The sequence below is a fragment of the Pseudomonas sp. LS-2 genome, from assembly GCF_003605735.1.
GTDB lineage: Bacteria > Pseudomonadota > Gammaproteobacteria > Pseudomonadales > Pseudomonadaceae > Aquipseudomonas.
In genome coordinates, this window is sequence record NZ_QXTJ01000026.1 from 152,479 (window position 1) to 177,958 (window position 25,480).

19 protein-coding genes and 1 pseudogene are annotated in these 25,480 nt (G+C 62.9%); 4 read left to right on the top strand and 16 right to left on the bottom strand.

Annotated elements, in window-relative coordinates; translation table 11 throughout:
* Positions 1-22: 22 nt before the first annotated feature.
* The 11 genes and pseudogenes from tssA to D3M70_RS15625 all read right to left on the bottom strand — a co-directional run bounded on the left by tssA (position 23) and on the right by D3M70_RS15625 (position 14,558).
* On the bottom strand, positions 23-1,606 hold the full coding sequence (gene tssA / locus D3M70_RS15580; RefSeq protein WP_120126622.1) for a type VI secretion system protein TssA: 1,584 nt from the start codon (positions 1,604-1,606) through the stop codon (positions 23-25).
* Entirely contained in the window at positions 1,603-4,926 is a 3,324-nt protein-coding gene (locus tag D3M70_RS15585; RefSeq protein ID WP_120126834.1) for an ImcF-related family protein, read from the bottom strand. Before D3M70_RS15585 ends, tssA begins: the two co-directional genes overlap by 4 nt.
* Before the next feature lie 50 nt (positions 4,927-4,976).
* Complete coding sequence (locus D3M70_RS15590; protein WP_120126623.1) at positions 4,977-6,116, bottom strand: hypothetical protein; 1,140 nt, start codon at positions 6,114-6,116, stop codon at positions 4,977-4,979.
* Positions 6,113-6,370: a PAAR domain-containing protein gene (locus D3M70_RS15595; protein WP_120126624.1), complete on the bottom strand. Its 258-nt coding sequence runs from the start codon at positions 6,368-6,370 to the stop codon at positions 6,113-6,115. The genes D3M70_RS15590 and D3M70_RS15595 overlap by 4 nt, the downstream gene beginning before the upstream one ends.
* Positions 6,367-6,888: a DUF3304 domain-containing protein gene (locus D3M70_RS15600; protein ID WP_256659880.1), complete on the bottom strand. Its 522-nt coding sequence runs from the start codon at positions 6,886-6,888 to the stop codon at positions 6,367-6,369. Before D3M70_RS15600 ends, D3M70_RS15595 begins: the two co-directional genes overlap by 4 nt.
* A gap of 64 nt (positions 6,889-6,952) precedes the next feature.
* The gene (locus D3M70_RS15605) at positions 6,953-9,280 is read right to left on the bottom strand and encodes a DUF2235 domain-containing protein (RefSeq protein ID WP_120126625.1); all 2,328 of its coding nucleotides are present in this window, start codon (positions 9,278-9,280) and stop codon (positions 6,953-6,955) included.
* Positions 9,268-9,789 (bottom strand): DUF3304 domain-containing protein, encoded by a 522-nt coding sequence (locus D3M70_RS15610; RefSeq protein WP_120126626.1) that lies wholly within the window; start codon positions 9,787-9,789, stop codon positions 9,268-9,270. The genes D3M70_RS15605 and D3M70_RS15610 overlap by 13 nt, the downstream gene beginning before the upstream one ends.
* Before the next feature lie 31 nt (positions 9,790-9,820).
* On the bottom strand, positions 9,821-10,591 hold the full coding sequence (locus tag D3M70_RS15615; RefSeq protein ID WP_120126627.1) for a DUF4123 domain-containing protein: 771 nt from the start codon (positions 10,589-10,591) through the stop codon (positions 9,821-9,823).
* Positions 10,588-11,875 (bottom strand): type VI secretion system Vgr family protein (locus D3M70_RS33250; RefSeq protein ID WP_256659863.1); only part of this gene is annotated, 1,288 nt, incomplete at its 5' end. The genes D3M70_RS33250 and D3M70_RS15615, both read right to left, overlap by 4 nt.
* A gap of 1 nt (position 11,876) precedes the next feature.
* Positions 11,877-12,969, bottom strand: a pseudogene (locus D3M70_RS33255) (type VI secretion system Vgr family protein); the annotation flags it as partial.
* A 365-nt stretch (positions 12,970-13,334) separates the two neighbouring features.
* Positions 13,335-14,558 carry an MFS transporter gene (locus D3M70_RS15625; protein ID WP_120126629.1) on the bottom strand — a complete coding sequence of 408 codons (1,224 nt, stop codon included), beginning with the start codon at positions 14,556-14,558 and terminating at the stop codon, positions 13,335-13,337.
* Positions 14,559-14,747: 189 nt separating this feature from the next.
* Between D3M70_RS15625 and D3M70_RS15630 the strand changes: the two genes are divergently transcribed.
* Together D3M70_RS15630 and D3M70_RS15635 are read left to right on the top strand one after the other, a co-directional pair.
* Positions 14,748-15,647, top strand: coding sequence for a LysR family transcriptional regulator (locus tag D3M70_RS15630; protein WP_120126630.1), 900 nt, complete (start codon positions 14,748-14,750; stop codon positions 15,645-15,647).
* Between the two features lie 117 nt (positions 15,648-15,764).
* Positions 15,765-16,871: an alkene reductase gene (locus tag D3M70_RS15635; protein WP_120126631.1), complete on the top strand. Its 1,107-nt coding sequence runs from the start codon at positions 15,765-15,767 to the stop codon at positions 16,869-16,871.
* A 16-nt stretch (positions 16,872-16,887) separates the two neighbouring features.
* On the opposite strand, the gene D3M70_RS15640 is transcribed toward D3M70_RS15635, so the two are convergent.
* Positions 16,888-17,589: a YebC/PmpR family DNA-binding transcriptional regulator gene (locus tag D3M70_RS15640; RefSeq protein ID WP_120126632.1), complete on the bottom strand. Its 702-nt coding sequence runs from the start codon at positions 17,587-17,589 to the stop codon at positions 16,888-16,890.
* A gap of 337 nt (positions 17,590-17,926) precedes the next feature.
* On the opposite strand from D3M70_RS15640, the gene D3M70_RS15645 reads away from it, so the two are divergent.
* A complete protein-coding gene (locus D3M70_RS15645) occupies positions 17,927-19,831 on the top strand; it encodes a type VI secretion system Vgr family protein (RefSeq protein WP_120126633.1) in 1,905 nt (634 codons plus the stop codon).
* 44 nt (positions 19,832-19,875) lie between these two features.
* Here D3M70_RS15645 and D3M70_RS15650 read toward each other — a convergent pair whose 3' ends face one another.
* The 4 genes from D3M70_RS15650 to D3M70_RS15665 form a co-directional block, all read right to left on the bottom strand.
* The gene (locus D3M70_RS15650) at positions 19,876-20,649 is read right to left on the bottom strand and encodes an enoyl-CoA hydratase (RefSeq protein WP_120126634.1); all 774 of its coding nucleotides are present in this window, start codon (positions 20,647-20,649) and stop codon (positions 19,876-19,878) included.
* A gap of 91 nt (positions 20,650-20,740) precedes the next feature.
* A complete protein-coding gene (locus D3M70_RS15655; RefSeq protein WP_120126635.1) occupies positions 20,741-21,949 on the bottom strand; it encodes an acetyl-CoA C-acyltransferase in 1,209 nt (402 codons plus the stop codon).
* A 15-nt stretch (positions 21,950-21,964) separates the two neighbouring features.
* Positions 21,965-22,732, bottom strand: a complete 768-nt coding sequence (locus D3M70_RS15660) for an SDR family NAD(P)-dependent oxidoreductase (protein WP_120126636.1) — start codon at positions 22,730-22,732, stop codon at positions 21,965-21,967.
* Positions 22,733-22,860: 128 nt separating this feature from the next.
* A complete protein-coding gene (locus D3M70_RS15665; RefSeq protein WP_120126637.1) occupies positions 22,861-24,255 on the bottom strand; it encodes a DHA2 family efflux MFS transporter permease subunit in 1,395 nt (464 codons plus the stop codon).
* Between the two features lie 233 nt (positions 24,256-24,488).
* On the opposite strand from D3M70_RS15665, the gene D3M70_RS15670 reads away from it, so the two are divergent.
* Positions 24,489-25,352 carry a shikimate dehydrogenase gene (locus D3M70_RS15670; RefSeq protein ID WP_120126638.1) on the top strand — a complete coding sequence of 288 codons (864 nt, stop codon included), beginning with the start codon at positions 24,489-24,491 and terminating at the stop codon, positions 25,350-25,352.
* Positions 25,353-25,480: the final 128 nt, after the last annotated feature.

The following is a 25,480-nucleotide window of genomic DNA, read 5'->3' on the forward strand; positions in this document are numbered from 1 at the left end:
CAATTTTCCTGTTGAATGAGGGCTAGCCGCACAACCGCGCGGCACGTATCGGGTCCATCGCCACCAGCGCCGCCAGCAACGGCTCCATGCGGTCGTTCAGGGCGGATTTGTCAGCGGCACTTCGCTGGGCCTTCAACCGCAGCAGGGTGAGCAAGCGTGCCTTGACCTCGAAATGCAGTTCGGGCTCCCATCCGCGCAGCTCATGGTGTTGCGCCGTGAGGTCCAGCTCCCCCAGCAGATGCAGCGCCAGATCGCCTTTGCCGGCGTGTTCGGCCACCCGCGCCATCAATAGCCGCAGCAACCAGTGCTGCCTGCCAGCGCGTATCTCGGGACGCCCGGCCAGCCACGCCAGCGCATGCTCGACGCCTTTGCTGTCGGCCATGGCCCGGGCCTCGCTTTCCAGCGACAGCACCTCGACGTCACGGGTGGCAATCGCCGAAGGTGTGGGCATCCCGTGCGACACCCCACTGCCCTGAACCTGCCGCGCGATCCATTCCCGTGTGGTCTCATCCGCGAACGGACTGCCGTCGCTCCAGCGCAACTCTTCAAGCCCCGGCAGACGTTCGAGGAACATGCTCAGGTCCCGCGTGGCGATGTCGGCCCAGGTGTCGTGGGGTGCGGATTGGCGGCTCAGCGCCTGAACCAGGAACCACTGCAGGTCCAGCCAGAGATGGTGGGTGCTCTCGGCGAAGATCCGTTCGACCTGATCGAGCAACTCGCTCCAACTCTGCTGCAGGTACAGACGTTTGAGCTGGGCACGGTATTCGCTGCGGGGCGGCGCCAGACGGGTATTACCGCTGGCATCCTCGGGCGGCGCCTGATGGATCGTGTCCCAGCGCAGACTCTTCATCAGACGATGCCCGGCCAGCCAGCCATGGGGTTGCTCGCGCAGGTATCCGGCCAGGACTCGGCCGTTGTCCAGCAGGTCGCGAGCCGACTTGACCGCACTGGCGACAGGCGCCGCACCCTGGCCGGTGGTTTCGTGACTGGCGCTGTGCGGCGCCCCGTCGCCAGTGGTCTTGATCGACGTTGCCAGGCGGCTTGCCAGCGCCGCATGCAGCGCCCCGAGATCCGCTCGCTGCTCGGCCGGCAAGCCATCAAGGCCGTGGGTCAGCCAGACCAGCGACGCCACGGTTCGCTCGGCGTCGGGCCGGACCACTTCGGGATGCAGGGATAGACTGTCCAGCACCTTGCTGCTGGCCAGCCACTCCATTGCCATTTTTCGGCTGTTCGGCCGTGCGGGCAGTAGCTCGGTGCCGAAGCGCTCAACCATCGCCGCCAGCAGGTTCAGACCGTCTGCCAGTCCCGCCTCGCCGTCGCGGTGCAGCCGCGCCCACAGGTAGTAGCTGGCGACGCGCACATCTTTGCAGGTCTGCTTGAGCAGCTTTTCTGCCAGGCGAATGACCTGATCGGTGTCTGCGGCGGATAACCGGTTGGCTTCCTCGCGCATGCGCTGGAAGTCATCGTCATAGCCCGGATCTTCGCCAACGGCAGACGCGGCGCTGATCGGTAACAACCACGACGTCCAGACCTCAGATCGGTCCCTGGCGATGGACAATCCGTCGCGCTCACCCAGACAAGTCGCTATCAATGCCGACAGACTCATGGGGCAACCTCATTTAGAGCAAGGGAGGGCCTCGCACTCGCGGTGGTGAGAAAAATCTGCTTGGGCAACGTGAAATCCCGCAACGTCAGCAAACTCATCGGCCCGGCCCCCAGCTCGGTGCGCAAGTGCCACAACAGGTTCAGGCCATCGGGCGCTTCGACCACCACCCGATATCGGCTGTCCCCGTCGTCCAGCGGCGTGATGCGGGCTTTCTCCAAAAGGCGGATCAAGCCCCAGGTCCCTTCGAAATCCCCGTACAACCGCGCACCGGTGTGCACGCTGGTCCAGGTCAGGCGCGCGCCGGGGTAGTCGGTGCTGCCGGGCCAGGCGAAACGCTGCCAGCTTTCCTTCTGGTTGAAGTACTCATGCCGCGCGCCGTTGAGCATGAAGGTGGTCTGCACCACATCGCGCACCGCCTTGCCGCGCAGTTCAAACGCCAGGCCCATGCCACCGTCGGTGTACAGCATGTCGGCCAGGTGGCTGAGTTGATTGATCGCCGCCAGAAACGCCGGATTGATGCGCAACGCCTGTTTATGCCGGGGATCAGCGACCCAGCGGTTGCCGTCCTTGCGCAGCACGCCGCCCAGTTCGCGCTGCAAGAACTGCTCGATGCGTCCGGAGTCGGCGCGAATCATCTGGCCCAGCATCGGCAGTGACGCGTCACTGCCGGTGGCGGCGAAGGGATAGCGGCCGTTGAACGCCTCGTCCCAGTGCTCGACGATCGACTGCTGCCATTGGCGATTGAGGCTGGACGCCGCCGGTTGCAGCACCTTTTGCCAGGCCTGCTCCAGCGGCTGCACGAACAGCGCCTGTCCGACCCCGCGCAATGGTCCGCCGAGGCTCGCGGCGATCAAGCCGCCGTAGGCCTGGGCGTCGGTGAGGTCGATGCTCTTGTCCTGAAACACGGTCTGCGCCAGCGCCTGGGTCATGCCCTGCGGGTCGGGCGCGCTGCTGATCTGCTGCAACTTCAGGCGCACACGGGTGACCTGGGTCAGAAAGCCGTGCAGGTTCGGCCGTTGATCCTCGGTCCGGACTTGAGGATCCTTGCCGATCAATGTGAGCAGCGGCCCGAAGGTCGCGTCCAGCGGGCCCGGCAGCGCAGTGTCGAGAGCGGGGATGTGGTCGAGCGGCGTGGTGTTTTTCAATGCGGCGTTTTTAAGCGATGTATCAAGCGGGCCAATGGACGCCGCCGTGCGTTGCCCCGCCTGTCCCTGCCAGGCGAGCGTGTTCATCAGGGCGATCAGCGGGGACTCGCGGGCGTCGCTGATCAGGGTCAGTTGATCGATCACCTGGCTCAGGCTGTCGGCTTTCTGCCAGCGCACACTGTTGAGAAAGCCCAGCCAGGCGGCGGCGTAATCCCGGAAATAGCGCTCGGTCAGCCGCGCCTTGAGGGCATCGGGCTTCAGCTCGGCGGCGACGCCCGTGTGGTTGTCGCTGAGCACCCAGTCGATTTCCTCGCGACGGGCCTTGGCGATCTCGTCGATGGCCCCACGGATCTGCCCTTCCCACGCCTCGCGGGTAAACACCCCCGCCACGCTGCCCTCGCCAGACATCAGCGGCCACGGCGCGACCTCCCCCAGCATGTCCCGCAACCTCAAGGCCGGATGCTGCTGGCCGACCGATCCCAGCGCCTGCCGATACAGCGCGTCCTCGCCGTTGCGCTGGGCCAGCAGCCCCAACAACCGCTGACGCACCTGCGTCACCCGTTGCGGATCGGTGCCGATGCGCCAGGTCGGATGGCGGCCCAACTGCTCGGCATAGAACTGCCAGAGCAAGGGCGAGACCTCCCGCCACACGCCCGGCGAAACCCCGTCACGGGAAGGCTCGGATTCTCCCAGCACCCGCGCCAGAAACACAGGCTCGGCCTGCTCCGGGCGAACCATCATCAGCCAGGCCTTCAACTGGTCGTAAGCCACGGAGGCGCTCGCGTTTTGCTCAGCGCTGCCCGCCGGCAGATCGACCCACGCCTGCAACTGACGCTGCAAATTATCCGCTGCATGGTCGCGCATCAGCCGGTTGTTGGCCGCCACGTACTGCGGCCACAACGTGTCGAGCAACGTGCGGTTCTGGCTCAGGCCCAACCGCTGATACCAAGGCCCGCCGTCACGCTCGCGCTGATCCAGACGCCCCAGCTCGCGCACCCACTCGCTGAGGGACAGCAGTTGCCGGTCGGGGTCTTCAGAGGACTGCACCGCGAACAACGCGCGCTGCACTTGCGTGATCTGCGTGCTGTTGCTGTATCCGGACACCAGCAGGCCGACCAGACTGAGGGCCAGGACAGTGAGCGTCGCTGTTTGAGCGATGCGCATGGGCGCCCAGCCGATCCTGCGCGAAGCACTGCGGTCGCCGAGTACGCCATCCCAGACCGGATCGATGCTCCAGAAGCGGTCATTGATGTCATCACTCGGGGCCTTGCTCTTGGGGACCGGGAGGCTGAACCACAACCCCCGCAGCCGCACGTCTCGGGCCAGCTCACTGAACAACGGCTTCAGGACATGGTTCCAGCGGGGGATGATTTCTTCCTTCAATTCCCGAGACAGGCGATAGAGAAAGTCATGGCCCCTTTTCTCGTTGACCTGGCCCAGACCCATTTCACAGAGCGTCGGGATGTATCGCTCGAAGATTGCCTGCAATGCCTGTCCATTCATGCGCGACGGCAGCACGCAGCCCACCTGTTGCGACGGGCGATCATCCTGACTCCAGTCGCTTTGACACACCTGCCATACGTGCAACTTCATCTGCCAACGCTGCTCACGGGCAAGCCTGCGCAGATTGCGTATGGATTTGCCCATGGCAGGCGCATCCTTGCTCTGGGCGACGTCAAGTGCCCAGACCACCTCGTCCAGCGGTTTCCAGCGCGTCACCTTGTGCCACAGCGGAACGGGCTTGGTCTGCGGCGCGAGCAGACTGCCGCCCCACAGCAGCACCGTTCGCCGGGCTTCCAGCCATTGTTTTTGCTGGAGCCCCGGCGCCACGGCCTCGACCTGCGCGGGCTCGCCCATCACCAGCAGAAAGCGGATCTTGTAGCGCCATAAAGGACCGTGACGGTCGCGCAGGTCCTGAATCAGGTCTGGCTCATTGTCCTTGGTTGACTCCGTGCTGAAGAGTGCAGGCACTGGTCGCGTGCTGAGCACCAGCTTGCGTATGCCGGACTGAACCCGGTGCCAGCTCAACAACGCCGTGGCACAGAGCACAATCCAGCACAGCACGCCCTTGAGTATCAGGTCCTGCCACGCTGCACGGTCGATGGCAGGCTTGCCGGCCCACAGCCACCAGAGCCCGCCGGCGATCACGATCAGAACAGCCACCGTGGCGGCCATGAGTGCAACGATTCCCGGCATGGAGAAGCGGGTCATATCAATTTTTCGAGTCATGGGATGTTCACGATTCCAAGGGCAAGCGTGTGGTGGGGATCTGCAGCGAGCCAGCTGCAAGGCACCCCTTGTTGAGCGACGTGCATGGCGGCGAGGGTCAGGGCCACCGGGCCCTGCAAGCCGGGCAACGCGCCGAAATGGGCATCTTGCCCCTGCGTGTCGAGGTTCCAGCCACAGGCCGGCAGATCGGGCATGTCGGGTTGCGCGAACGACACGCACGCCGCTGTCGGCGCGGTCAGTCCGGCTTGTTGCATCGCTCGCTCGGCCACGGCCGCCAACGGATCGGCACCGGCGTCATACCACTCTCCTCGACAGACACGCACTCCGCCGCTGGGGGCCATCACCCACAGAAATGCGGCCTCGCCGGCAGGCACCGGACTGCCCTCGATAATCGCTGTGGACTGACAACCGGCGCAGAGCACACGGCTGTCGGCGGCGGCGCCCTGCATCGAGTCGATGATCGAATCAAGGGTGTCGATGCCGCGAAAAAGCTCGGGGCGTTCGGGCAGCACGAGCGTCGGCTCGCTCTGTGTGGCCTGCGCCGCGAAGGCCGTCCAGCTCGACATCGAGCCCTGCCAGTAGCAACTCTGCGGGGCGAGCGCGGCGGCTTGTCGTTGCACATGCCACTGCAATGCGAGCAGCACCGCCAGTTGCCGTTCGCGCTCCTGCACGTCATCACCGTGTACCTGAGGGTGGCGAACGGCGGCGCCTTGACCCGACGCATTCGATACAGCCGGTTTGTGCTCATCCCACCTGATGTCGGTAGCGACTTGGGGCGCGCTGCAGGACGGGGCCAGCAACACCCTCTCGACCAGCGAGGCACCTGTGCGGTGTTCGTCCCACCATTGACGGGTTATCCGGTCTGCGGTTTCGCTGTAGCAGGCAGCGTTGTCTCGATTGAGCTGGTAGGTCAGCGCCCTCGCCAGGAAACAGAACGCCCACAGCACCGCCACGCCCCCCGCCACGGGGAAGCCCTGGAAAAGCACGGCCTGGACGACCTTTTCCGAGGACGACAGACTCCAGATACAAAGCAAGGCCCCCAGAACGGCGAAGAACACCAATCCCGCCGCCCACCATCGTTTATACACAGGCGCGGGCTGGAGGGGATACGGCGCATAGTGCGGTGCCGGTTTCATGACCCCACCTGCGTGTCCGGCATGGAACTGACCAACGTACAGCCGCACGCGCAACGATGCCCATGCAGTGCCACCGGGCGATTGTCGAACTGCAGCAGATCGCAACCTTCGGCGATCTGCGTGCGACCATGGGAGCTGCACAAAGCGGCGTCGCCCTTGCATGCGATGGGCCGGCCCTCGGACAAATAATGACCTTCCAGCACCGCACCACCGTGCTCGAGCAGTGCGTCGCCCTTTCGAACAATGGGTTTCATTGACTGACCTCTGAATCGTTGTCTTTGTGTTTGTGTTTGTTCTGCGGACAGGACTGTGGCTGCGGCAGATGCAACGGCGTCTTGATCGGGTATTCGGGGGTGCCGTAGGCGTAGCAGGAGGTGCTGACCTGCAACTCGTCGCAGGGCAGGAAGTGCACCGTGATGCCGCAGACTTTCTGGCCGGTGTAGTCGGGGATTTCGACGAGTTTGGTGTGTTGGCGCGTTTGGGCGTTGACCTCTGCTTTCCACGCCAAATATTTAGGCCAGTCAGCGAACCCAGGAAACTCTTTAGTACCACTCACTCCGGTCTCCCAATCCACCCGCACGGTCATCCCCGGTCGCCATTTCGGCGGAGCCACATAACAGCAGCCGCCCCCACCCCCTTGATAGGCGCCGATGATGTCGATGCCCGAGCGGCCATCGACGCTGAAATGATTGATTGCCCAGTGGGTGTGGTTGATGGCCTCAATGATCCCGGCCTCAGCACCAGGCGCTGAGATGGCCGTGCCGACGAGCATCGAGGCGATCAGCAACAGGCGCTGGCCTCTGGCTTTCACTGGCATGCTCGGTCGCAGCATCGATTCACACGCCTGCATCGGTGCGCCCCTTGATCTTGGCGTGGTGCGCGGCAAACAGCTCGTCGATGGCCTTGTGCACGTGGGCCAGGCGCTCGGCGTCCATCACCGGGGGCTGTTTTGCAGGAGGTTCGGCGTGGCCACGGCTTAAGTGATGGTCTGCCAGACGCTCGCCGTCGCCTTCGCCGTACAACGCCAGATCCCGGCGACCGGCATCGCCGAAGAACACCATGCGTTCGCTGAAATAGGTGCCACCGAGCTCTTTGCCCTGGGCGTACAAGAACCAGGCGCGGGAGTCGTGGACCTGATCGTCGAACAGCGCCCGCAGCAGGCCTTCGGGCTTGCTGGCATTGCGGGTCTCGTCGACGTTTGCGCGCCTGTTCTCGTCGAAATGTTCGACTTCATTGACGGGCGGCGGAAACATCAGCAGCACCTTGGCCTTTCCCGCGTCCCTCATGCGCTCGCGCTCGGCCCGAGCCTCGGCGCTAGCAGCGTGCAGGAGCACACCCGGCACAAAAGCTACCAGCGCCACACGCTGGGCCACCTTGGCCAGCACGCCCGGGCCGCGAAACTCCGCCGCGAACTCCTCGGCGGCTTCGCGCAATTGGGTCTGGGCGATGTCGGCGTCGAAGTCCGGCACGCCGGGCATCAACGGGGCTTTGGGTTGCATGCCGAGCCGTTCGAGGACGTCTTGCCGTTCTCGACTGGTTTCCACGGTGGCCTGACGGGCATCCCGTGCGGCCTGGGCCTTGCTGCGTTCTGTCAGGTCGGCGTGGGCGTCGCTGGCCTGGCGATAGAACTCGGTCTGTTTGAGGGAGAGAAACCCGTAGCGGTCGATGCGCCAGGCCGTGAGCCAGTCCATCTGGTTGCGCAGGGCGTTTTCGAGGCTTTCGGTTCCGGACAGCGGTCGATAGCACTCGATCTGGTCGTCGGACAGCGGTCTCACTGAGGGGGCCAAGCTCAGAGTTGCTTCGCGCCAGGCATTAAAGCGGTTGACAAGTATTGGAGAGGCCTCAAATGCCTGCGCTAACTCAACATCCATTGCCCGCCAGCGATCATCTTTCAAATCCTCAGGAAGGATACCCTCAGGGACTTTCAGAGGAGCCCCATGAGCAAACGCGTCGGCGTACAGGTCATTAAGAGCGATCTGCGACAACAGTGGGCCGTCACCCACTCGGATGTCAGGGCTAAAAGCCTTCCCCTGATCCCCCGGCGGATACCCTCCTCCCTGATCCGAGTGCACGCCGGGATACACCACCTCGACGCAGTTGTCCGGATACCCCCCGTCCTCGCGACGAATCGACTCCAGCGGAAAACACAGGCGCTGTTCATGGCTGGCGATGATGTGCAGGCAGCGCTTCACCAGCCCGTTTTCAGGCAGTTGCTGATTGCCGTCGGCCCAGCTCATGTGGCCGTTCACGCTCGGCATGATATCGGCGAGCCCCACCGAGGCCACGGTGTCCAGCAGCCCGAGATACTCCACGGTGATCGGCAGGTGCAGATCGAGGAAGTCCAGGGCGAAGGTGCCTTCCCGGGGCGTCAGCAACCGGTTCAACCAACTGACGAAGGCCCGCGCCGCCGCTGCGCCACGAGAGAACCCGTACACATACAGCTTGATGCCCAGCAACTTCGGCTGGCCGGGGTTGAGATGCAGGAGCGCGGCGCGCAACGGCTTATGCAACGCCTCAAGCTGGCTGGTGAGAACCAGGCTGCGGGATCGATGGCCACTCATGGACTCATAACCGGCCAGCGTGCCCATGCCCCTGACGGCAGCGCTCAATGCTGCGTTGTCCAGCCGAGGCAGGCCGAGCATCCGGCGCAGGGCATCGACGATCATCAGCAACGCCCAGTTGATCCGCTTTTCGCCATACCCGCCGAATGCCAGACCGAAGGTGCTGTAATCCAGGTCGCCGATTTCCGGAAACGGCGTGCCGACGCCCGGCATGTAGTACTTGAAATACTCCCCGAGGCCAGTGCCGGGCGGATCGATCAAGCGCTCGGCCCCTGCGGTCTGCGCCGTGCCCCCGGCATGGCCGTCGCCGATGCTGGCGCGAAACAGCCGGGCAATGTTGGTCGGGTGTTTCGGCTCCGAGAGGTAGAAATCGTTGTTGAGGTTATTGCCGGTGCCGTCGAAACACAGGCTGATGTGCAGGGTCTTGCAGCACGGCGCCAGCACCCGGCGTCCGGCGGCGACGCTCAAGTCGTTCTGATGGTCGCGGGCCAACTGCTCCTGACGATCCAGGTTCTGATAGACCTGATGCGGGTGTCGCGGCAGGCGACCTTCGAGCGGAAACTGCGGCGGGTACCACACGGGGGGATGATTCATTGCGGGCATGATGTCGCCTCCGGCAGATGCAACGGCGTCTTGATCGGGTATTCGGGGCTGCCGTAGGCGTAGCAGGAGGTAGTGACCTGCAACTCGTCGCAGGGCAGGAAATGCACGGTAAGACCGCAGACCTTCTGACCGGTGTAGTCGGGGATTTCGACGAGTTTGGTGTGTTGGCGTTTCTGGGCCCGTATTCCGTCCCGCCACGCCACATATTTCTCCTCATCTGCATACCCAGGAAATCCATCTGCGTAAGCCACGCCCGTCTCCCAATCCACCCGCACCGTCATCCCCGGTCGCCATTTCGTAGGGGCCACGTAACAACAACCACCGCCGCCACCTTGATAGGCACCGATGATGTCAATGCCCGAGCGGCCATCCACGCTGAAGTGATTGATCGCCCAGTGGGTATGGTTGATGGCCCCGAGGGTGCTGGCCTGTGCGCCCGGCCCCATCAGAGCAACGAGCAGTCCAGCCAGCAGCGGGACACGGCAAGGTGAAGCATTGTCGTTTGGCATCGGATTCGATTCCTTTGTGTAAGCGAAGCGCTCAGGCATTTCGCACCTGTTCGCAGACAAAGGCTTCGCGCTCGCAGTCGAGCGACAGCCTTTCCTCGCAGGCCTGCAACATCGCGGCGTAGCACAGTTGAAAACGCTGTTCGTCCCCCTGCTCGACAGGCAGAGAATGACCACGGCGTTTGAGCATCCGAGCGACATCACTCACGCAACTGAGCATCCCCAGTTGGCGGGCGCTCAGTTCGGTGGCACCGAAAGGCTGCGGGCTTTGCGGGGTGTCGCTGCATCCCGTCAGGTGCTGAGGGGTCCCGTCACGGTCCAGCCAGCTCCAGAGCAGCGCCGGCCGCAGCCACGGCTGTTGCTGTTCGGCGCGCAGCACATGGCTGAACAGCACCGCAAACACGCGAGGGTCGTAATAGCGCAGCAATCCGGAAAAGCGGCCGTTGCGCGCGTCCAGACACTGAGTGAGATGAGTGGCCAGTGCCTCAAATGGCCACTGGGAGATCAGCATCAGCGGCTGCGAGTCGAGGGGCAGTGATCGCAGCAGGCCGATCAGCCAGTGACGCTGGAACGGCTGAGCCAAGTCGATGCGCACCAGCAACGGCCCCACATCGGCGAGCACCTCCTCCGGCAAGCCGGTGAAAAGCGAGTGCCAAGGCATCGCGGATTGCACGCTTAGCACACTGGGCAGCAGCGGCGCGGCCATCCCCGCCTGATCCAGAATGACGTCAACGCAATCTGTCGACGCCTGCTGGCACGCGACCTCGATCAGGGCAATCCAGTCCTCCACCTGAACCGGGCTCATCGCTGCGTCTCCCGTATCGAGAAACCCACCGACAGGGCTTTGGCCCGTTTCAGGCATTCCCTGCACACCGAGCCGGGCAGTTCCGGGAGCGCGAACGCTTCGCTGGCGGGGCCGTTTAACCGGTGCTGCCCCTTGAGGCTGATCAGGCCGGGGCTGTGGATCTGGATTTCCCCGGTGGGGGTGATGCGAATCACGCCACCGCCACAGCCCAGGGTGATGCCGTTTTTGGCGGTCAGTTGCAGATGACCTTGTACTGACTGCACGCTGATGTCCTGCTGTGCGATCAGGTTGAGCAGGTTGTCGTGAGACTCGATTTCCAGCGGGCCCTTGCCGGACACCAGACGCATGCCCTCCTCCTGGGCCAGCATCGAAATGCTCTGTCTGGCATGGGCGAACAGGTGCTGCTCGGCGGCCAGGTTGATGTCGTCCTGAGTGTGCACATGCAACGCCTGACCACTTTCCAGCAACAGGCTGGCGGGCGTCACCGCGGCAATTCCTTTAGGCGCACTGAGCACAATGGCGGCATCCTTCAGCCCATCGGCACTGTGTTTGAGTTGCTCGAGGGCGTCTGAAACCGGGGCGCGGCTCTGGTGTGACCGGGCTTTCTGCTGCCAGTAAGCGATTTGCTGGACGGCCGTTCTCAACAGTGCCGCAGCGCTGGACATCGCCAGTACATCACCCTGCGCTCTGGCCTGCTCATCCGCACTGACAAACAGCCCCTTGCCAGCACGCAGCGCCCCCCAACCATCGCTGCGCAACTCAAACCCTTCACCGCGTTTCTGCTTCTTCGCATCCACCAGATGCCCAAGGTTGAGCTGGCTCTTGCCGCCGTGTTCGGTGCTGAGCTTGACGTGTTCCTTCCCTCGCTCATCTTCCATGCGCAGCTTGTTGTTGGCCGGGGTGCGCAGCACGTTGCGCGTGTAGTCTCTGTCGTCGAGGGTGACGTGATCGGGGTGGCGGCTGTCGTGCAGCGCGTGGGCGATGTAGGGCCGGTCGGGGTCGCCGTTTTCGAAGGCGACGGCCACTTCGGTGCCGCAGATCAGCGGCAGGTGCAGGCCGTAGGTGCGGCCGGCGTAGGGTCGGGCCAGACGCAGCCACATGCTTGTTCCGCCGTTGTTCCAGCTGTCGCGGTCGAACAGGAAGTTGACCCGGTAGCGGCCTTCCATGTCGATATCGCTGTAGAGGTCGTCGACGATCTGGCTGGTGACCCGCGCAGGAATGGTGCCGGCGATCTGCGGCTTGGCTGGCAGCGGCGGCCGGAAGCACACGTCGCGGTCGAACGGGNCCCGGGTGGCACGGGTGATGAGCCGGGTGACCACCGCGCCGGGTTTGAACGCGCTCGGCGCGGTGCCGGTGACGTCGATGATCTGCGCCGGGGCCAGAATGGCGCTACTGCTGAAACCGCTCAGGCGGGTGCGGTCGTTGAGGTAAAGCTCGTGACGCAGACGCGCATAGAAGTAGCCGCTTTCGCTCTCGAGTTTTTCGTACTGATTGAATTTGTCGCCGAGCACGGTGTAGGGCTCGGCGTAGTGATAGGCCTCGCCGTAGGTCGTCGTCGAGCCCCGGCTCTGATCGACGTTGCTGTCCAGTCTGGCGGCAGCGTTGCGCGGGTCGTAGGCGCGAAAATGGATGTTCTTCTCCACCACCTGATGGCTGACCTGCAAGCCCCACACCGCGTCCTCGCCGGTGCTCGCCAGCCCCGATTGCGCCAGGTGCGGCATCTTCATGCCGGGGTTGAGGTAGTGACGCTGGTCGTCGTTGAACTCGACCACCTCGAACAGCCCACTCTCGTTGGTCCTGAAGCGAAACCAGATGCCAACCTCGGCGACAATCCGCGTGATGAACGCCAGGTCGCTCTCACCGTACTGCATCACCTGCTCGCGGCGTGGGTATTCGCGCAGCAGCTTGAACGAGAACTCGTAGCCCTCGAATTCGTGCCGGCTGCGCAAAATGCTTGCGACGATCTCCGGCACCGACTGGTGCTGGTAAATGCGGTACTGGCGCCCGCGATCGAGCAGCGCCAGACGCGGCTGCATCACCACCGAATAGTGCGCCTCGTCCCGCGAGGCAGACAGCCGCTTGAACGCGGTGATCCTGCCGCACAGCGTGCGCAGCGGTTTGACCTCGGGCACCGGCAGGCCGCGATAGACCTTGGGCAGCAGGTGGGCGGCGACATGCAAGGTGAAACTGGCGTCCCGGGCGAGCATCTGCTCGGGGCCGATGTCCAGATCGGACGAGGTGAATTCCACGGTGTAGCGAAATGGCTGGTTGAGTTGTTCGTCGCCCTCGAAGGCGAGGACGTCGATGGGGGATGTGCAGCCGTCGATGTGCAGCTTGTGGCGGCTGTGATTGAAGAACACCGGTGTTTTTTCGAGCATGGTTTGCCTCCTTGGCAAAAGGGTTGATCCGCTGCGTCCATGCGCGGTGACAGAGGTGGATGAGCGAGGGCAGGACAGACGCCTGACGTTTCGCTGCGCGGACGATGAGTCAATCCGCGCGGCGATGCCAGACCACCGGAAACGATCAAGAGGCGTCTGAATCGGTTTGGAGAAGAGTCCTACAAAAACAGCTGTTGAAAGACGGATTGGCCGTCGTTACAGACGCTATTGACAGGCGTCAACAGCGTGCCAGTGACTGGCGCTGCTTCGTGGCGATCAAGCCGGCGGTGACAGAGGTCGGCGAGGACACGATTCGCCCCCCCCCTCGCCTTGACTGAAGTATCAGGCCGTACCTTGCGAGCCAATCATCGAGGCCGCATCGCCAGCATCACGGCTGCGCATCCGGCCATCAGCACGCAGGTCGCGATGAATACGATGGGCATGCCGAAATGCCCACCCAGATAGCCACCGGTCAAGGGTCCCAGAACCTGCCCGACATATTGACTGGACGTCGAATAGCCCAGCATTCGCCCGGCGATGACGTCGGGCACGGAATGGCGGATGATCGCTGCGATACACGGCAGCAGACCGCCCAGTGCAATACCCATCAGAAAACGCAGGACCACCAGTTGCCACTCACTGGTGACGAACGCCTGGGGGATCAGCAACACCGCCGCGGCGATGAGACAACCGATCACCACTCTCCAGTGCCCGATGCGATCGGCCAGTTTGCCGATGCGCGAGGCCGACAACACACTGGCCAGTGCCGTCGCAGACATCACCAGCCCGGCCATCAGCGTTACGTTCTCAGTGCCCAGCTGGATCAGGTAAACCGTGATGATTGGCTCGATGGACATGATCGAGAACATCACCAGACACGCCACCACGAACATGGTGATGACCGGCTTCTTGTCCGGGATCAGATCCCATGGACGCACCGCGCCAGCCTTGGCTGCTCCAGCCTGGCGATTTGGACGTGGCGCTTCCTTCATCAGGAACAAGGTTGCAAGAAAAGTGATGAAGATCACCCCGCCCGCCAGAAAGAAGGTGTTGCGGATACCGATCAGCGGGGGTAAAAGTCCACCAATCAACGGGCCGGTAAGGTTGCCCGCCATGATCCCCGATGACAGCATTCCCAGAGCCCAGCCCGAGCGTTCTTTGGGGGTCTGGGTCGCGACCAGGATCGTCGCACCCGACGCATAGCCGCCCAGCAGCCCGGCAAGCAAACGCAGCCCCACCAGTTGGTAGATGTTCTCTGCCAGGCCGATCAGCGACATCGCAATCGCCATGCCCAGGCTGGCGCGAATCAACATCAGCTTGCGGCCGTAGCGATCACCCAGCCGTCCCCACAACGGCGCCGTCAAGGCAGCGCTGAGAAATGTCGCGCCGAACGCCACTCCGGACCATTGCACGACGGCCGCAGGATCGCTGACGCCGAGATGCTCGACATACAACGGCAGAAACGGCAGGAGCAAGGTCATCGCGATGATGGTGGTGAACGCGCCAAACACGCAGACCGCGAGGTTGCGTTTCCAGTGCTCTTCGGCGGCGGACGATTCAACGGTCGGGGATGACGACTGGGCGCTCATGGCGGCTCCTCTGCTTCGTGATCGCCCTACGGTAGAGGTCCAGCGGTCATAAATAAAATTCATGTTTTTTATACAGCGGATTCCATACAGGAATAGATCATGGCCGTTGATCGAACCTGGCGCCATTGGCGCCCAGACCGCCACCGCCTACACTCGCGCAACGTATGAGTGGACGCACCGGGATGATCGATGGATAAGCTGCTGGCCTTGAAAATGTTCGTGGAAACCGTCGACGCCAAAGGCTTCTCTGCCGCGGCCCGGCAACTGGGCGTGGCGACTTCCAGCGTGACGCGGATGATCGACTCGCTCGAAGCGCAACTGGGAACCGTCCTGTTCAACCGCTCCACCCGCCAGGTGACCGTCTCCGAGGCCGGCGCCGCCTATTACTCACGGGCGCGCAAGATCCTCGAAGAGGTGGCCGACGCCGATGCCATCGTGATGGACAGCGATGAGGAACCCTCCGGGCCGCTGCGCATCTCGGTCCCCACGGCATTCGGCCGACGTATTATTGCGCCCAGACTCGGGACGCTGATGAGCCGCTACCCGCGCCTGGAACTGGACATCACCCTCACCGACAGCATCGTCGACCTGTTCAGCGAACGCGTCGATCTGTCGATTCGCCTCGGCCTGGCTGCGCCCATGGATGGCGTCGTGAGTCGCCCGGTCGGAACGTTTCGCCGGCGTGTCGTCGCCAGCCCCGCTTACCTCGAACGCCACGGCCGCCCAGAGACACCCGCCGAGCTGTCGAGCCACGACTGCCTGCGCTTCAACTACGGCACCCCACAACAGGCCTGGACCTTTCTCTCCCTCGACGGAGAAATCCGCGTACCGGTCAACGGACGCTTCAAGAGCAACAACGCCGAAGTGCTTCGTGAACTGGCTCACTCAGGCACCGGCATCGCCCTGCTCCCGGACTGGTTGATCGACCAGGACATCGTCGAGGGGCAATTGGTCGAGCTGTTCGAAAACAGCCCGGCCTACCCGGATAACGCCAAGGGCGAGATCTCGGCGCTGTACCTGCCCAATCACCGTGGGTCGAAGCGGGTGAAGGCGTTTATGGGGTTCATGCAGGAGATTTTGGCGGGGTGATCTGCCTTGCGTTACACGCAACGCCCTTTTGCGCCGCCGACCGATTCTCTCCCTGAGCCACACCCCCTAACGTGGAGGCCATCGAACACCCACATTCCGCACAGCGAGACGGCCACCATGAAACTGTTCACCCCCATCACCCTCGGCAACCTGACCCTGGCCCATCGCATCGCGATGGCGCCGCTCACCCGTTCCCGCGCCGGACAACCGGGCAACGTACCGACGCCGATGAACGTCGAGTACTACCGCCAGCGAGCCAGCGCGGCATTGATCGTCACCGAAGCCACGCAAATCTCCCAGCAAGGACAGGGTTACGCCTGGACGCCGGGTATCCGCAGTGCAGAACAGGTGGCTGGCTGGAAACAGGTCAGTGACGCGGTGCACGGCGAAGGCGGCAGGATCTTTCTGCAGTTGTGGCACGTGGGCCGGGTTTCCCATCCGGTGTTTCAGCCCCAGGGGGCTTTACCCGTGGCACCCAGTGCCCTGCCGGTGCCGGGCAAGACGTTCATCATTGACGAACAAGGCAATGGCGTCTGGGGCGATGTGCCGGTGCCACAGGCGCTGACCGTCGAGGGGATCGAGTCCATCATCGAGGATTATCGTGCAGCCGCACGCAATGCCCTGCTGGCGGGCATGGACGGTGTGGAAATTCATGCGGGCAACGGTTATCTGCTGGACCAGTTCATCAACTCGGCCAGCAATCGGCGTGACGACAAATACGGTGGCTCATTGCAGAACCGCGCTCGTCTGGTCCTGGAGGTGACCCGAGCGGTCGTCGAGGAAGTGGGGGCGGATCGGGTCGCCGTGCGACTGACACCGATGGGACGTTTCATGGGGATGGGCGACGAAACCCCCGAAGAAACCTTTAGCTATATCGTTCGCCAGCTCGACGCGATGAACCTGGCCTACCTGCACCTGGTGGAGCCAGCGATGGTCGGCACCGTGCGCGACGAACAGTTCGACCCGCGCTGGGATGCGATCATCGAGCGTCTGCGCGGCGACTTCACCGGCGTGCTGATGCTGGCGGGCGGCTATGACCAGCAGAGCGCCGAAAGAGCCCTGCTGGACGGCCGCGCCGATATGATCGCGTTCGGCCGTCCGTTCATTGCCAACCCTGATCTGCCGGCCCGTTTTCAGGGTGGCCACCCGTTGAATGCCGCAGACGGGAGCAGTTTCTTCGGCGGGGACGAGCGCGGTTACATCGACTACCCGGCGCTGGCCTGAAGCCTGTGCCCTGGAATCAGCCCGCCAGACCTACATAAACGTTTTGCACGTCATCGTGGCTGTCGATGGCTTCGAGGAAGGCTTCGACTTCAGCCATCTGCTCGTCGCTCAAGCCTTCGACCGGGTTTTTGGGGCGGTAGCCGATCTTCGCCGACTCCACGGTGAAACCGAACTCCGGCAACGCCTTGCACACGGCGTCCAGATCGGTGGGCTCGGTGTAGAACAGCGTCACGCCTTCGTCGCCGGCCTCGACATCCTGAGCGCCGGCCTCGATGGCGGCTTCTTCCGGATCGGCCTCGCCAGCGCCCGCCGCTTCGATCATGCCCAGATGGTCGAAGTCCCAGGTGATCGAACCGGCCGCGCCCATCTGACCTTTGCGGAACAGCACGCGAATCTCGGCAACCGTGCGGTTGACGTTGTCCGTCAGGCATTCGACGATCACTGGCACCTTGTGCGGGGCAAAGCCTTCGTACGTGACCTTCTCGAAATGGACGTGTTCACCGGTCAGGCCGGCGCCCTTCTTGATCGCCCGCTCCAGGGTTTCACGCGGCATCGAGGCCTTTTTCGCTTGCTCGACCACCAGACGCAACCGGGCGTTCATCTCGGGGTCCGCGCCGGAACGCGCGGCAATCATGATTTCCTTGGACAGCTTGCCGAAAATCCGCCCTTTGGCGTTGGCTGCTGCTTCTTTGTGTTTGACCTTCCACTGTGCGCCCATGATTGCTCTCTTGTTCCGATGGCGATAGATCGTCAATGCCGGCACGGCGTGGCGCGCCGGGCCGATGGCGATGAATGCTGTAAATGGTGACCGATGATGACACGCCACGGGAGTTTCATGGCGCCCGGCGCATTTTATACGCGATGCCGCCATATGAAACCCCTGAAGTGTGCGAGTTGATCAAACGGAAGAGGATAAGTTTCGGGGAAAACGGCACCACAGACGCTGAGATATGCAAACGCAGCTTGTAGTCTGTTTCCGAAAATTCAGAAGTCGCCCTTTTATCCTGTGGCTTTTCGTACCCTCTGCGCCTCGAATTTTCAAGGTGAAATAGCGGATGCGCGAAGATCAGCACGTGGTAATGACCTTGGCCATCGCCGACTGTCCTGACGATCTGCAGGTGATCGGCGTCCACGGCCAGGACCGTCTGAATGCGCCCTTTCGCTTCGACGTGGATCTGGTCAGCCCCGATCCCGCACTGGACTGCGCCGGCCTGCTGCACCGCAATGCCTGGTTGACCATGGGCGCGGGAGCAAATGAAACCGACGGGCTGCAGGGCGAGGTCTTTGCCCTGCGGCAACTGCACCGCGGGCCGGAGCTGAGCCTGTACCGCCTGTGCCTGATGCCTTCGGTGCAACGGCTTGCCGGCAGGGTTCGAAGGCGGACCTACAACGGCATGAGCGTCCCGCAGATTCTCGCGAACCTGCTGCATGATCACCGCCTGCACGAGGAGGCCTTTCGTTTCGAGCAACTGATCGGCCTTTATCCACCCCGAAAACACTGTGTGCAGTACGACGAAAGCGATCTGCATCTGTTGCGCCGGCTGTGCGAAGAAGAAGGCATCGGCTTTCGTTTCGAACACCACAGGGACCGGCATGCGCTGGTGTTTTCCGACGATCCGGCGGGTTTCCCGGAATGGCCGTTTGCGATTGCCGTCGACCATCTGGCCGAGCAACTGTCGATGCGCAACTGCTACAGCAGCCACGCCGGAGAGTTCTATGCCCCGGCGTTTTCTTCCGTTTCGCTGGCTCAACAGTACGCCGATAACCAGTCGGTCTGGGCGCAATCCGTCGCCGACGAACCTCCGGGTCGGCAGCGCCAGGTCAGCGAACGCGAGTTGCAACGCCTGCGCTGCGAACGCCGCGAGATCATCGGGCGCAGCCGTCATTGTTCATTGCGCAGCGGCCAGGTGGTGAGGGTCGAGGGGCACACGGACCCTTTGCTCAATGATCAGTGGCTGCTGACCCAAGTGCAGCATTCAGCGAAGCAGTTGACGCCGTTGCGGCACTGTTCGACTGCGAACGTGGTCCAGATTCTCCAGGCGATTGCCACCGCCAACCAGTCCCCGCTTGCCGTTGCCAGTCTGCATCCCCAGCGCACCCATTTCGACAAGCCCGTTCTGGCGAGTTACGAGAACCGTTTTCTGGTCCTGCCGTGGACGATGCCGTTTCGTCCGGCACAGGAAAGCCCCAGGCCGACGTTTACAGGCGTTTTCAGCGCGATACAGACCCACGATGAAGCCGACGCTCACGGACGGTTGAAGATTCGTTACGACTGGCAATCGGAGTCGCCGGCCTTTGGTGGAGAGGACAGTTGGGCGCCGGTGTTCGCCAGCGTGGGAAAACAACCCGCCGGGAGCCGGCTGCAGGTTCGGTTTTTCGAGGGTGATCCCGATCAGCCGGTGATCTGTGGCGTCCTGGACGACGCGCCCATCGCGACGCAGCTCAACCGCACGTTGCAACTCGATGGTGTGGTCCATGAGCCCGGGGGAAGCCTGCTGCAGTTGCGTCCCGATGAGCAACTGCGGATCGACAGCCACACCCCGTTGATCCTGCAGACCAGCCGCGCAACATTGAGTATCAGTGACACCGGGATTCACTACACACCGCTAAACACTGCCCACTCGCCGGTCGAGAACGAAACCGGCGACGAGCCCCTCGACGATCTGCAACTGACGCACCCCGGTGATACGCAACTGCCATTGGCCAACTGCACCTGGTACATCGTGCGGATGCCGACCCCCGACCTCGCCCTTCTGGCGCGTATCGGCGCCGAGGACATTCTGTTCGAAGGCAAGACCGACACCGAGGGCTGGCTGGGGCTGAGCCCTGCGCAATGCGTACGTTTGCTACAACTGTACACACGCCATGGGGAACAGCTGTGTCTGGTGCATCCGGGGCATTGCCGTCCCCTTCGCAGCGTGTTCCGGCGCAGCCCGCTTCCCGCCGAAAAACTGGCCTGAGGTAAACCCTGTCGCGAGCGCAGGGTTAGCAGGTGCAGACCCGATCAACGGTGTTTGAAATCCGGATCGCGTTTTTCTATGAACGCAGCCATGCCTTCTTTCTGGTCTTCGCTGGCGAACGCCGCATGAAACACCCTGCGCTCGAAACGAATGCCCTCGGCCAGACTGACCTCGAAAGCGCGGTTCACGCTTTCCTTGACCATCATGGCCACGGGCAGCGACTTCGCGGCGATGCTCTGGGCCACCTTCAGCGCCTCGTCGAGCAATTGAGCCTGAGGCACGATTCTCGCCACCAGCCCAGCGCGTTCGGCCTCCACCGCATCGATCATGCGCCCGGTCAGGCACATTTCCATTGCCTTGGCCTTACCCACCGCGCGCGTGAGCCGCTGTGTCCCGCCCATACCCGGCAATACGCCGAGTTTGATCTCGGGCTGACCGAATCTGGCCGTGTCCGAGGCCAGGATGAAATCGCACATCAGCGCCAGTTCGCAGCCGCCGCCCAAGGCAAAGCCTGAAACGGCGGCAATGATGGGCTTGCGTCGGTTGGCCACGCGGTCGCTGTCGCTGAACAGGTCGTCGAGGTAGATCTGCGGGTATCTGAGTTCCGCCATCTCCTTGATGTCAGCGCCTGCGGCGAAGGCTTTGGCCGAGCCCGTCAGCACGATGCACCCAATCTCCCGATTGCTTTCCAATTCATCGAGCGCGTGGTTGAGTTCGCTGATCAACTGCGAGTTGAGCGCGTTCAATGCCTCTGGACGGTTGAGGGTGAGCAGCGCTACGCGACCTTTAACTTCTTTGAGGATCGTTGTGTAACTCATTGTTATTCATCCATTTATTGTTTTATTCGAGAAGCTCGAAGCAACCTCAGACGACTTTAGCTTTGCGCTTTAACCCATTGTTTTTAATCAGCTAAACGATTTCAACCGCCATGGCGGTCGCCTCACCGCCGCCGATACAGATGGCCGCTACGCCGCGTTTCAAGCCGCGCTGTTTGAGCGCCGACAGCAATGTGACCAGGATGCGCGCACCTGAGGCACCGATGGGATGCCCCAGCGCGCAGGCGCCGCCATTGACATTGACTTTTTCGTGGGACAACTCGAGCTTGCTCATGGTGACCAGCGCCACCACCGCGAAGGCTTCGTTGATTTCGAACAGATCGACATCACTCAGTGCCCAGCCGGTCCTGGTCATCAATTTTTCGATGGCGCCAATCGGAGCCGTTGGAAACAGTCCCGGCTTGTTGGCATAGGCCGCGTGCCCGTGGATCACCGCCAGCGGCTTGAGCCCTCGTCGCCCGGCTTCGGATTGACGCATCAGGGTCAACGCCGCCGCACCGTCGGAAATGGAACTGGAATTGGCAGCGGTGACCGTCCCGCCTTGGCGAAACGCTGGTTTGAGGGTCGGGATCTTGTCCAGTCGCGCCTTGGGCGGCTGTTCGTCCTGAGTGATGACTTTCAGTTCCTTGCCCACGGTCACTTGTACCGGCACGATCTCAGCCTCGAAATGCCCCTGCTTCATGGCCTCCTGTGCGCGGGTCAGTGACGCAACGGCAAAGGCATCCTGACTTTCGCGGCTGAAGCCTTCGAACGCAGCGCATTCCTCGGCGAAAGTGCCCATCAGGCGGCCACGCTCGTAAGCGTCTTCCAGACCGTCATAAAACATGTGATCGATGACCTGACCATGGCCCATGCGATAACCGCCGCGGGCCTTGTCCAACAGATACGGCGCATTGGACATGCTTTCCATGCCCCCCGCGATCACCACATCGGCGCTGCCGGCGAGCAGCAGGTCATGGCCCATGATCGCCGCCTGCATGCCCGATCCGCACATCTTGTTGAGTGTGGTGCACAGCGTGCCGTCGCTCAGGCCAGCGCCCAATGCGGCCTGGCGGGCGGGTGCCTGTCCCAGCCCTGCCGGCAAAACGCAGCCGAACAGGACCTGCTCGACATCCGTTGACCCAAGGCCTGCGCGGTCGACAGCGGCGCGAATCGCCGCCGCCCCCAGTTGCGGCGCGGTCAGGCTTTTCAAGTCGCCCTGAAAGCCGCCCATGGGTGTGCGAACGGCGCTGACGATCACGACCGGGTCGTCGTTCAGCGATTGACGTGTGTTCAGTGACATGAGCAATCTCCTCGATTAGCGAGCGGCCATGCGCAAGGCGCCGTCCAGACGGATCACCTCGCCGTTGAGCATGCTGTTTTCGATGATGTGGCGCACCAGTGCGGCGTACTCCTCAGGCTTGCCCAGCCGTGGGGGGAATGGCACGCCGGCGGACAGGCTCTCGCGCACCTGCGGGGTCATGCCGGCCATCATCGGGGTTTCAAAAATACCGGGGGCGATGGTCATCACGCGGATGCCGAAACGCGCAAGTTCGCGGGCGGCGGGGAGTGTCAGGCTGGCAATTGCGCCCTTGGACGCGGCATAGGCGGCTTGCCCGATCTGGCCATCGAAGGCGGCAACCGACGCCGTATTGATGATGACGCCGCGCTCGCCGCCGTCGTCGGGCGTGCCTTCGGCGATGGCGGCTGCCGCCAGGCGCAAGAGGTTGAAACTGCCGATCAGATTGACGTTGATGACCTGGCTGAAGCTGTCCAGCCCGTGGGGACCTTCCTTGCCGAGGATTTTTTGCGCGCCGACGATGCCGGCGCAGTTGACCAGACCGTTGATCTGACCGAACGCTGTCACGGCGCTTGCCACTGCCGCCTGAGCGGCGCTTCCCGAGGTGATGTCGGTGACACTGGCGCGGGCATTGGCGCCGAGCTTTTCGACCTGGGCGTCGAGCGCCTGGACGTTGATGTCCACCAGCATGACCCTGGCGCCCGCCTCGATCAGCATCTGCGCGGTTGCCGCGCCCAGCCCGGATGCGCCGCCACTGACCAGAAATACCTTGCCTTCGATCTGCATGACTGTGTCTTCCTTAGACGCTTATTGTTGTAGGTGTGTGATGCATCGATGACGAGATACTCCGCCCTGTGGCGGCGATGGGCAATAGTCAAAGCGCGCATCGGGGGTGGCGGTTTTAGACAGGGTGATCAGCCCTTGCGCTGCAACACCGCCGCACCGGACTCCGCCGACAGGCGCCGGTTGTCCAGCATCGCCAGCAAGGCGATCAGCGCCACCCAGACAAAGGTCAATTGAAAATCAGCGGTCACCGCCTGCCCCTCATTGCCATGCAGGGCCATCGAGCCGCGCAGCAACAGGGCGGCGATGGCCACGCCCAGCCCCATGCTCAACTGGAACAACATACTGAACAGGGTTGACGCATCGCTCATCTGTGCCTTGGGCACGTCGGCGAACCCCAAGGTATTGAACGCCGTGAACTGCATCGAGCGCGACAGCCCGCCGATGAACAGAATCAGCAGAATCAACGGCCAGCCCATCTGTTCGTTGAGCAGCGCGCAGGCGGCAATGGCAATCACGCCGATGATGCCGTTCACCATCAGCACCGGACGAAAGCCCCAGCGTTGCATGATCGCGCTGGTGAACGGTTTCATCGCCAGATTGCCGGCAAACACGCCCAGCACCAGCAGGCCGGAGTCGAACGCCGACAGGCCGAACCCGAGCTGGAACATCAGCGGCAGAAGAAAGGGCAAGGTGCTGATGGCGATGCGAAACAATGAGCCGCCCAACAAGCTGACACTGAAGGTTCGGATGCCGATCACGCTGACATTCATCAAGGGCTCGGTGCGCCTGCGCATGTGCGCCCAGGCCAAGGCGCCGCAGACCAGCCCGGTGCCGGTGACCAGCAACCCCGACCACGGATTCCCACGGCCCTGCCCCAGCATTTCCATGCCATACAGCAGTGCCGTGCAAGCCACGCCCAGCAGCACGAAGCCTGGGAAATCGAAGGCGCGCCGACTGATTTCGTTGCGGCTGGGGATCAGTACCCACGTCGCGATCAAGGCCACAATACCCAGCGGCAGGTTGAGGTAGAAAATCCACGGCCACGACGCGTGGGTCACGATGAAGCCACCCAGTGGCGGCCCGAGCACCGGGGCAACCAGCCCCGGCCAGGTGATCAGGGAAATCGCCCGCACCAGATCCTTTTTCTCGGTGGCGCGCATGACCGCCAGACGCCCCACCGGAACCATCATCGCGCCACTGATACCTTGCAGAACCCGAGCAGCGACAAAGGTTTCCACACTGGTGCTGATGCCGCAGAGCAACGAAGACAAGGTAAACAGCACGATTGCGCCGCCGAACACCTGCCGCGAGCCCAATCGATCCGCCAGCCAGCCGCTGATGGGAATGAACGCTGCTATTGCCAGCATGTAGGCACTCATGCCGATATTCAGGTCAACGGGCGCTACGCCAAACGTCTGCGCCATCTGCGGCAAGGCGGTGGCGATGACGGTGGCATCGAGGTTTTCCATGAAAAACGTGACCGCCACCAACAGGGCGATGAGCGTCGATTGGCGTTGCGACATCAATGCGGTTCCTTGAATGACCCTCAAAGGCAGCGCAGTAGAGTATCCCGATTTCCTGGGTGGGGCGTAGATCGAAAGGGCTTCGGCTCGGCTTCTTCGAGGAAATGGGCGGTTATCGAACAGATTGCGCGGTGGCGCCGGGTTGAGCATTTTTGCACTATTAACTATCTGGTACATTCCGCTCATCCCACGCTTATCCCGGCGTGAGTATTGAATAACAAGAGTCCATCGCCATGACGTCACACGCTACTCAACCGTCCATCCTCGCCGGCCTCATCGGCGCAGGTATCCAGGCCTCGCGCACGCCCGCGCTGCACGAGCACGAAGGTGACGCGCAAGGGATGCGCTATCTGTACCGCATCATCGACCTGGATGCGCAGAAACTCGACGTCACCGCCCTGCCGCAGCTGCTCGACGGCGCACAGCGTTGTGGGTTCACCGGTTTGAACATCACCTTCCCCTGCAAACAAGCCGTCATCCCCCTGCTTGACGAATTGTCCGACGAGGCGCGCAGCATTGGCGCGGTCAATACCGTGGTGTTCAGGGATGGCAGACGCATCGGCCACAACACCGATTGCCTGGGGTTTGCCGAAGGGTTTCGTCGCGAGCTGGGCGATGTCAGCCGTGGACGCGTGGTGCAACTGGGCGCGGGTGGTGCGGGGGCGGCGGTAGCCCATGCGCTGTTGAGCGATGGCGTTGAACAACTCAGCGTCTTTGAAGTGGACCCGGCGCGTGCGCAGAGTCTTGTGGACAACCTCAATGCTCACTTCGGTGCCGGTCGCGCTCAGGTCGGGCATGACCTGCCGACTTCGATGGCCAAGGCCGACGGGCTGGTCAATACCACCCCGGTGGGCATGGCGAAACTGCCGGGCACGCCGTTGCCGCCAGAGTTGCTGCGGGCGCAATTATGGGTGGCCGAGATCATCTACTTCCCGCTCCAGACCCAATTGCTGTCCCACGCCCGACGCCTGGGCTGCCGGACGCTGGATGGCAGCACCATGGCGGTGTTTCAGGCGGTCAAGGCGTTCGAACTGTTCACCGGCGAAAAAGCCGACGCGCAGCGGATGCAGGCATTCTTCCACTCACTGGATGCCTGAGCACGCCCTTTCGTCTGATCCCGCCTGCACCGGCCCGGCTTGCCAGCGGTGACGATTTCAAAGGCGCCACCGCCGGCAAGCCGGGCTGCTACAAACGCGGATGCCGCCGGACACGCCGAAAGACTTCT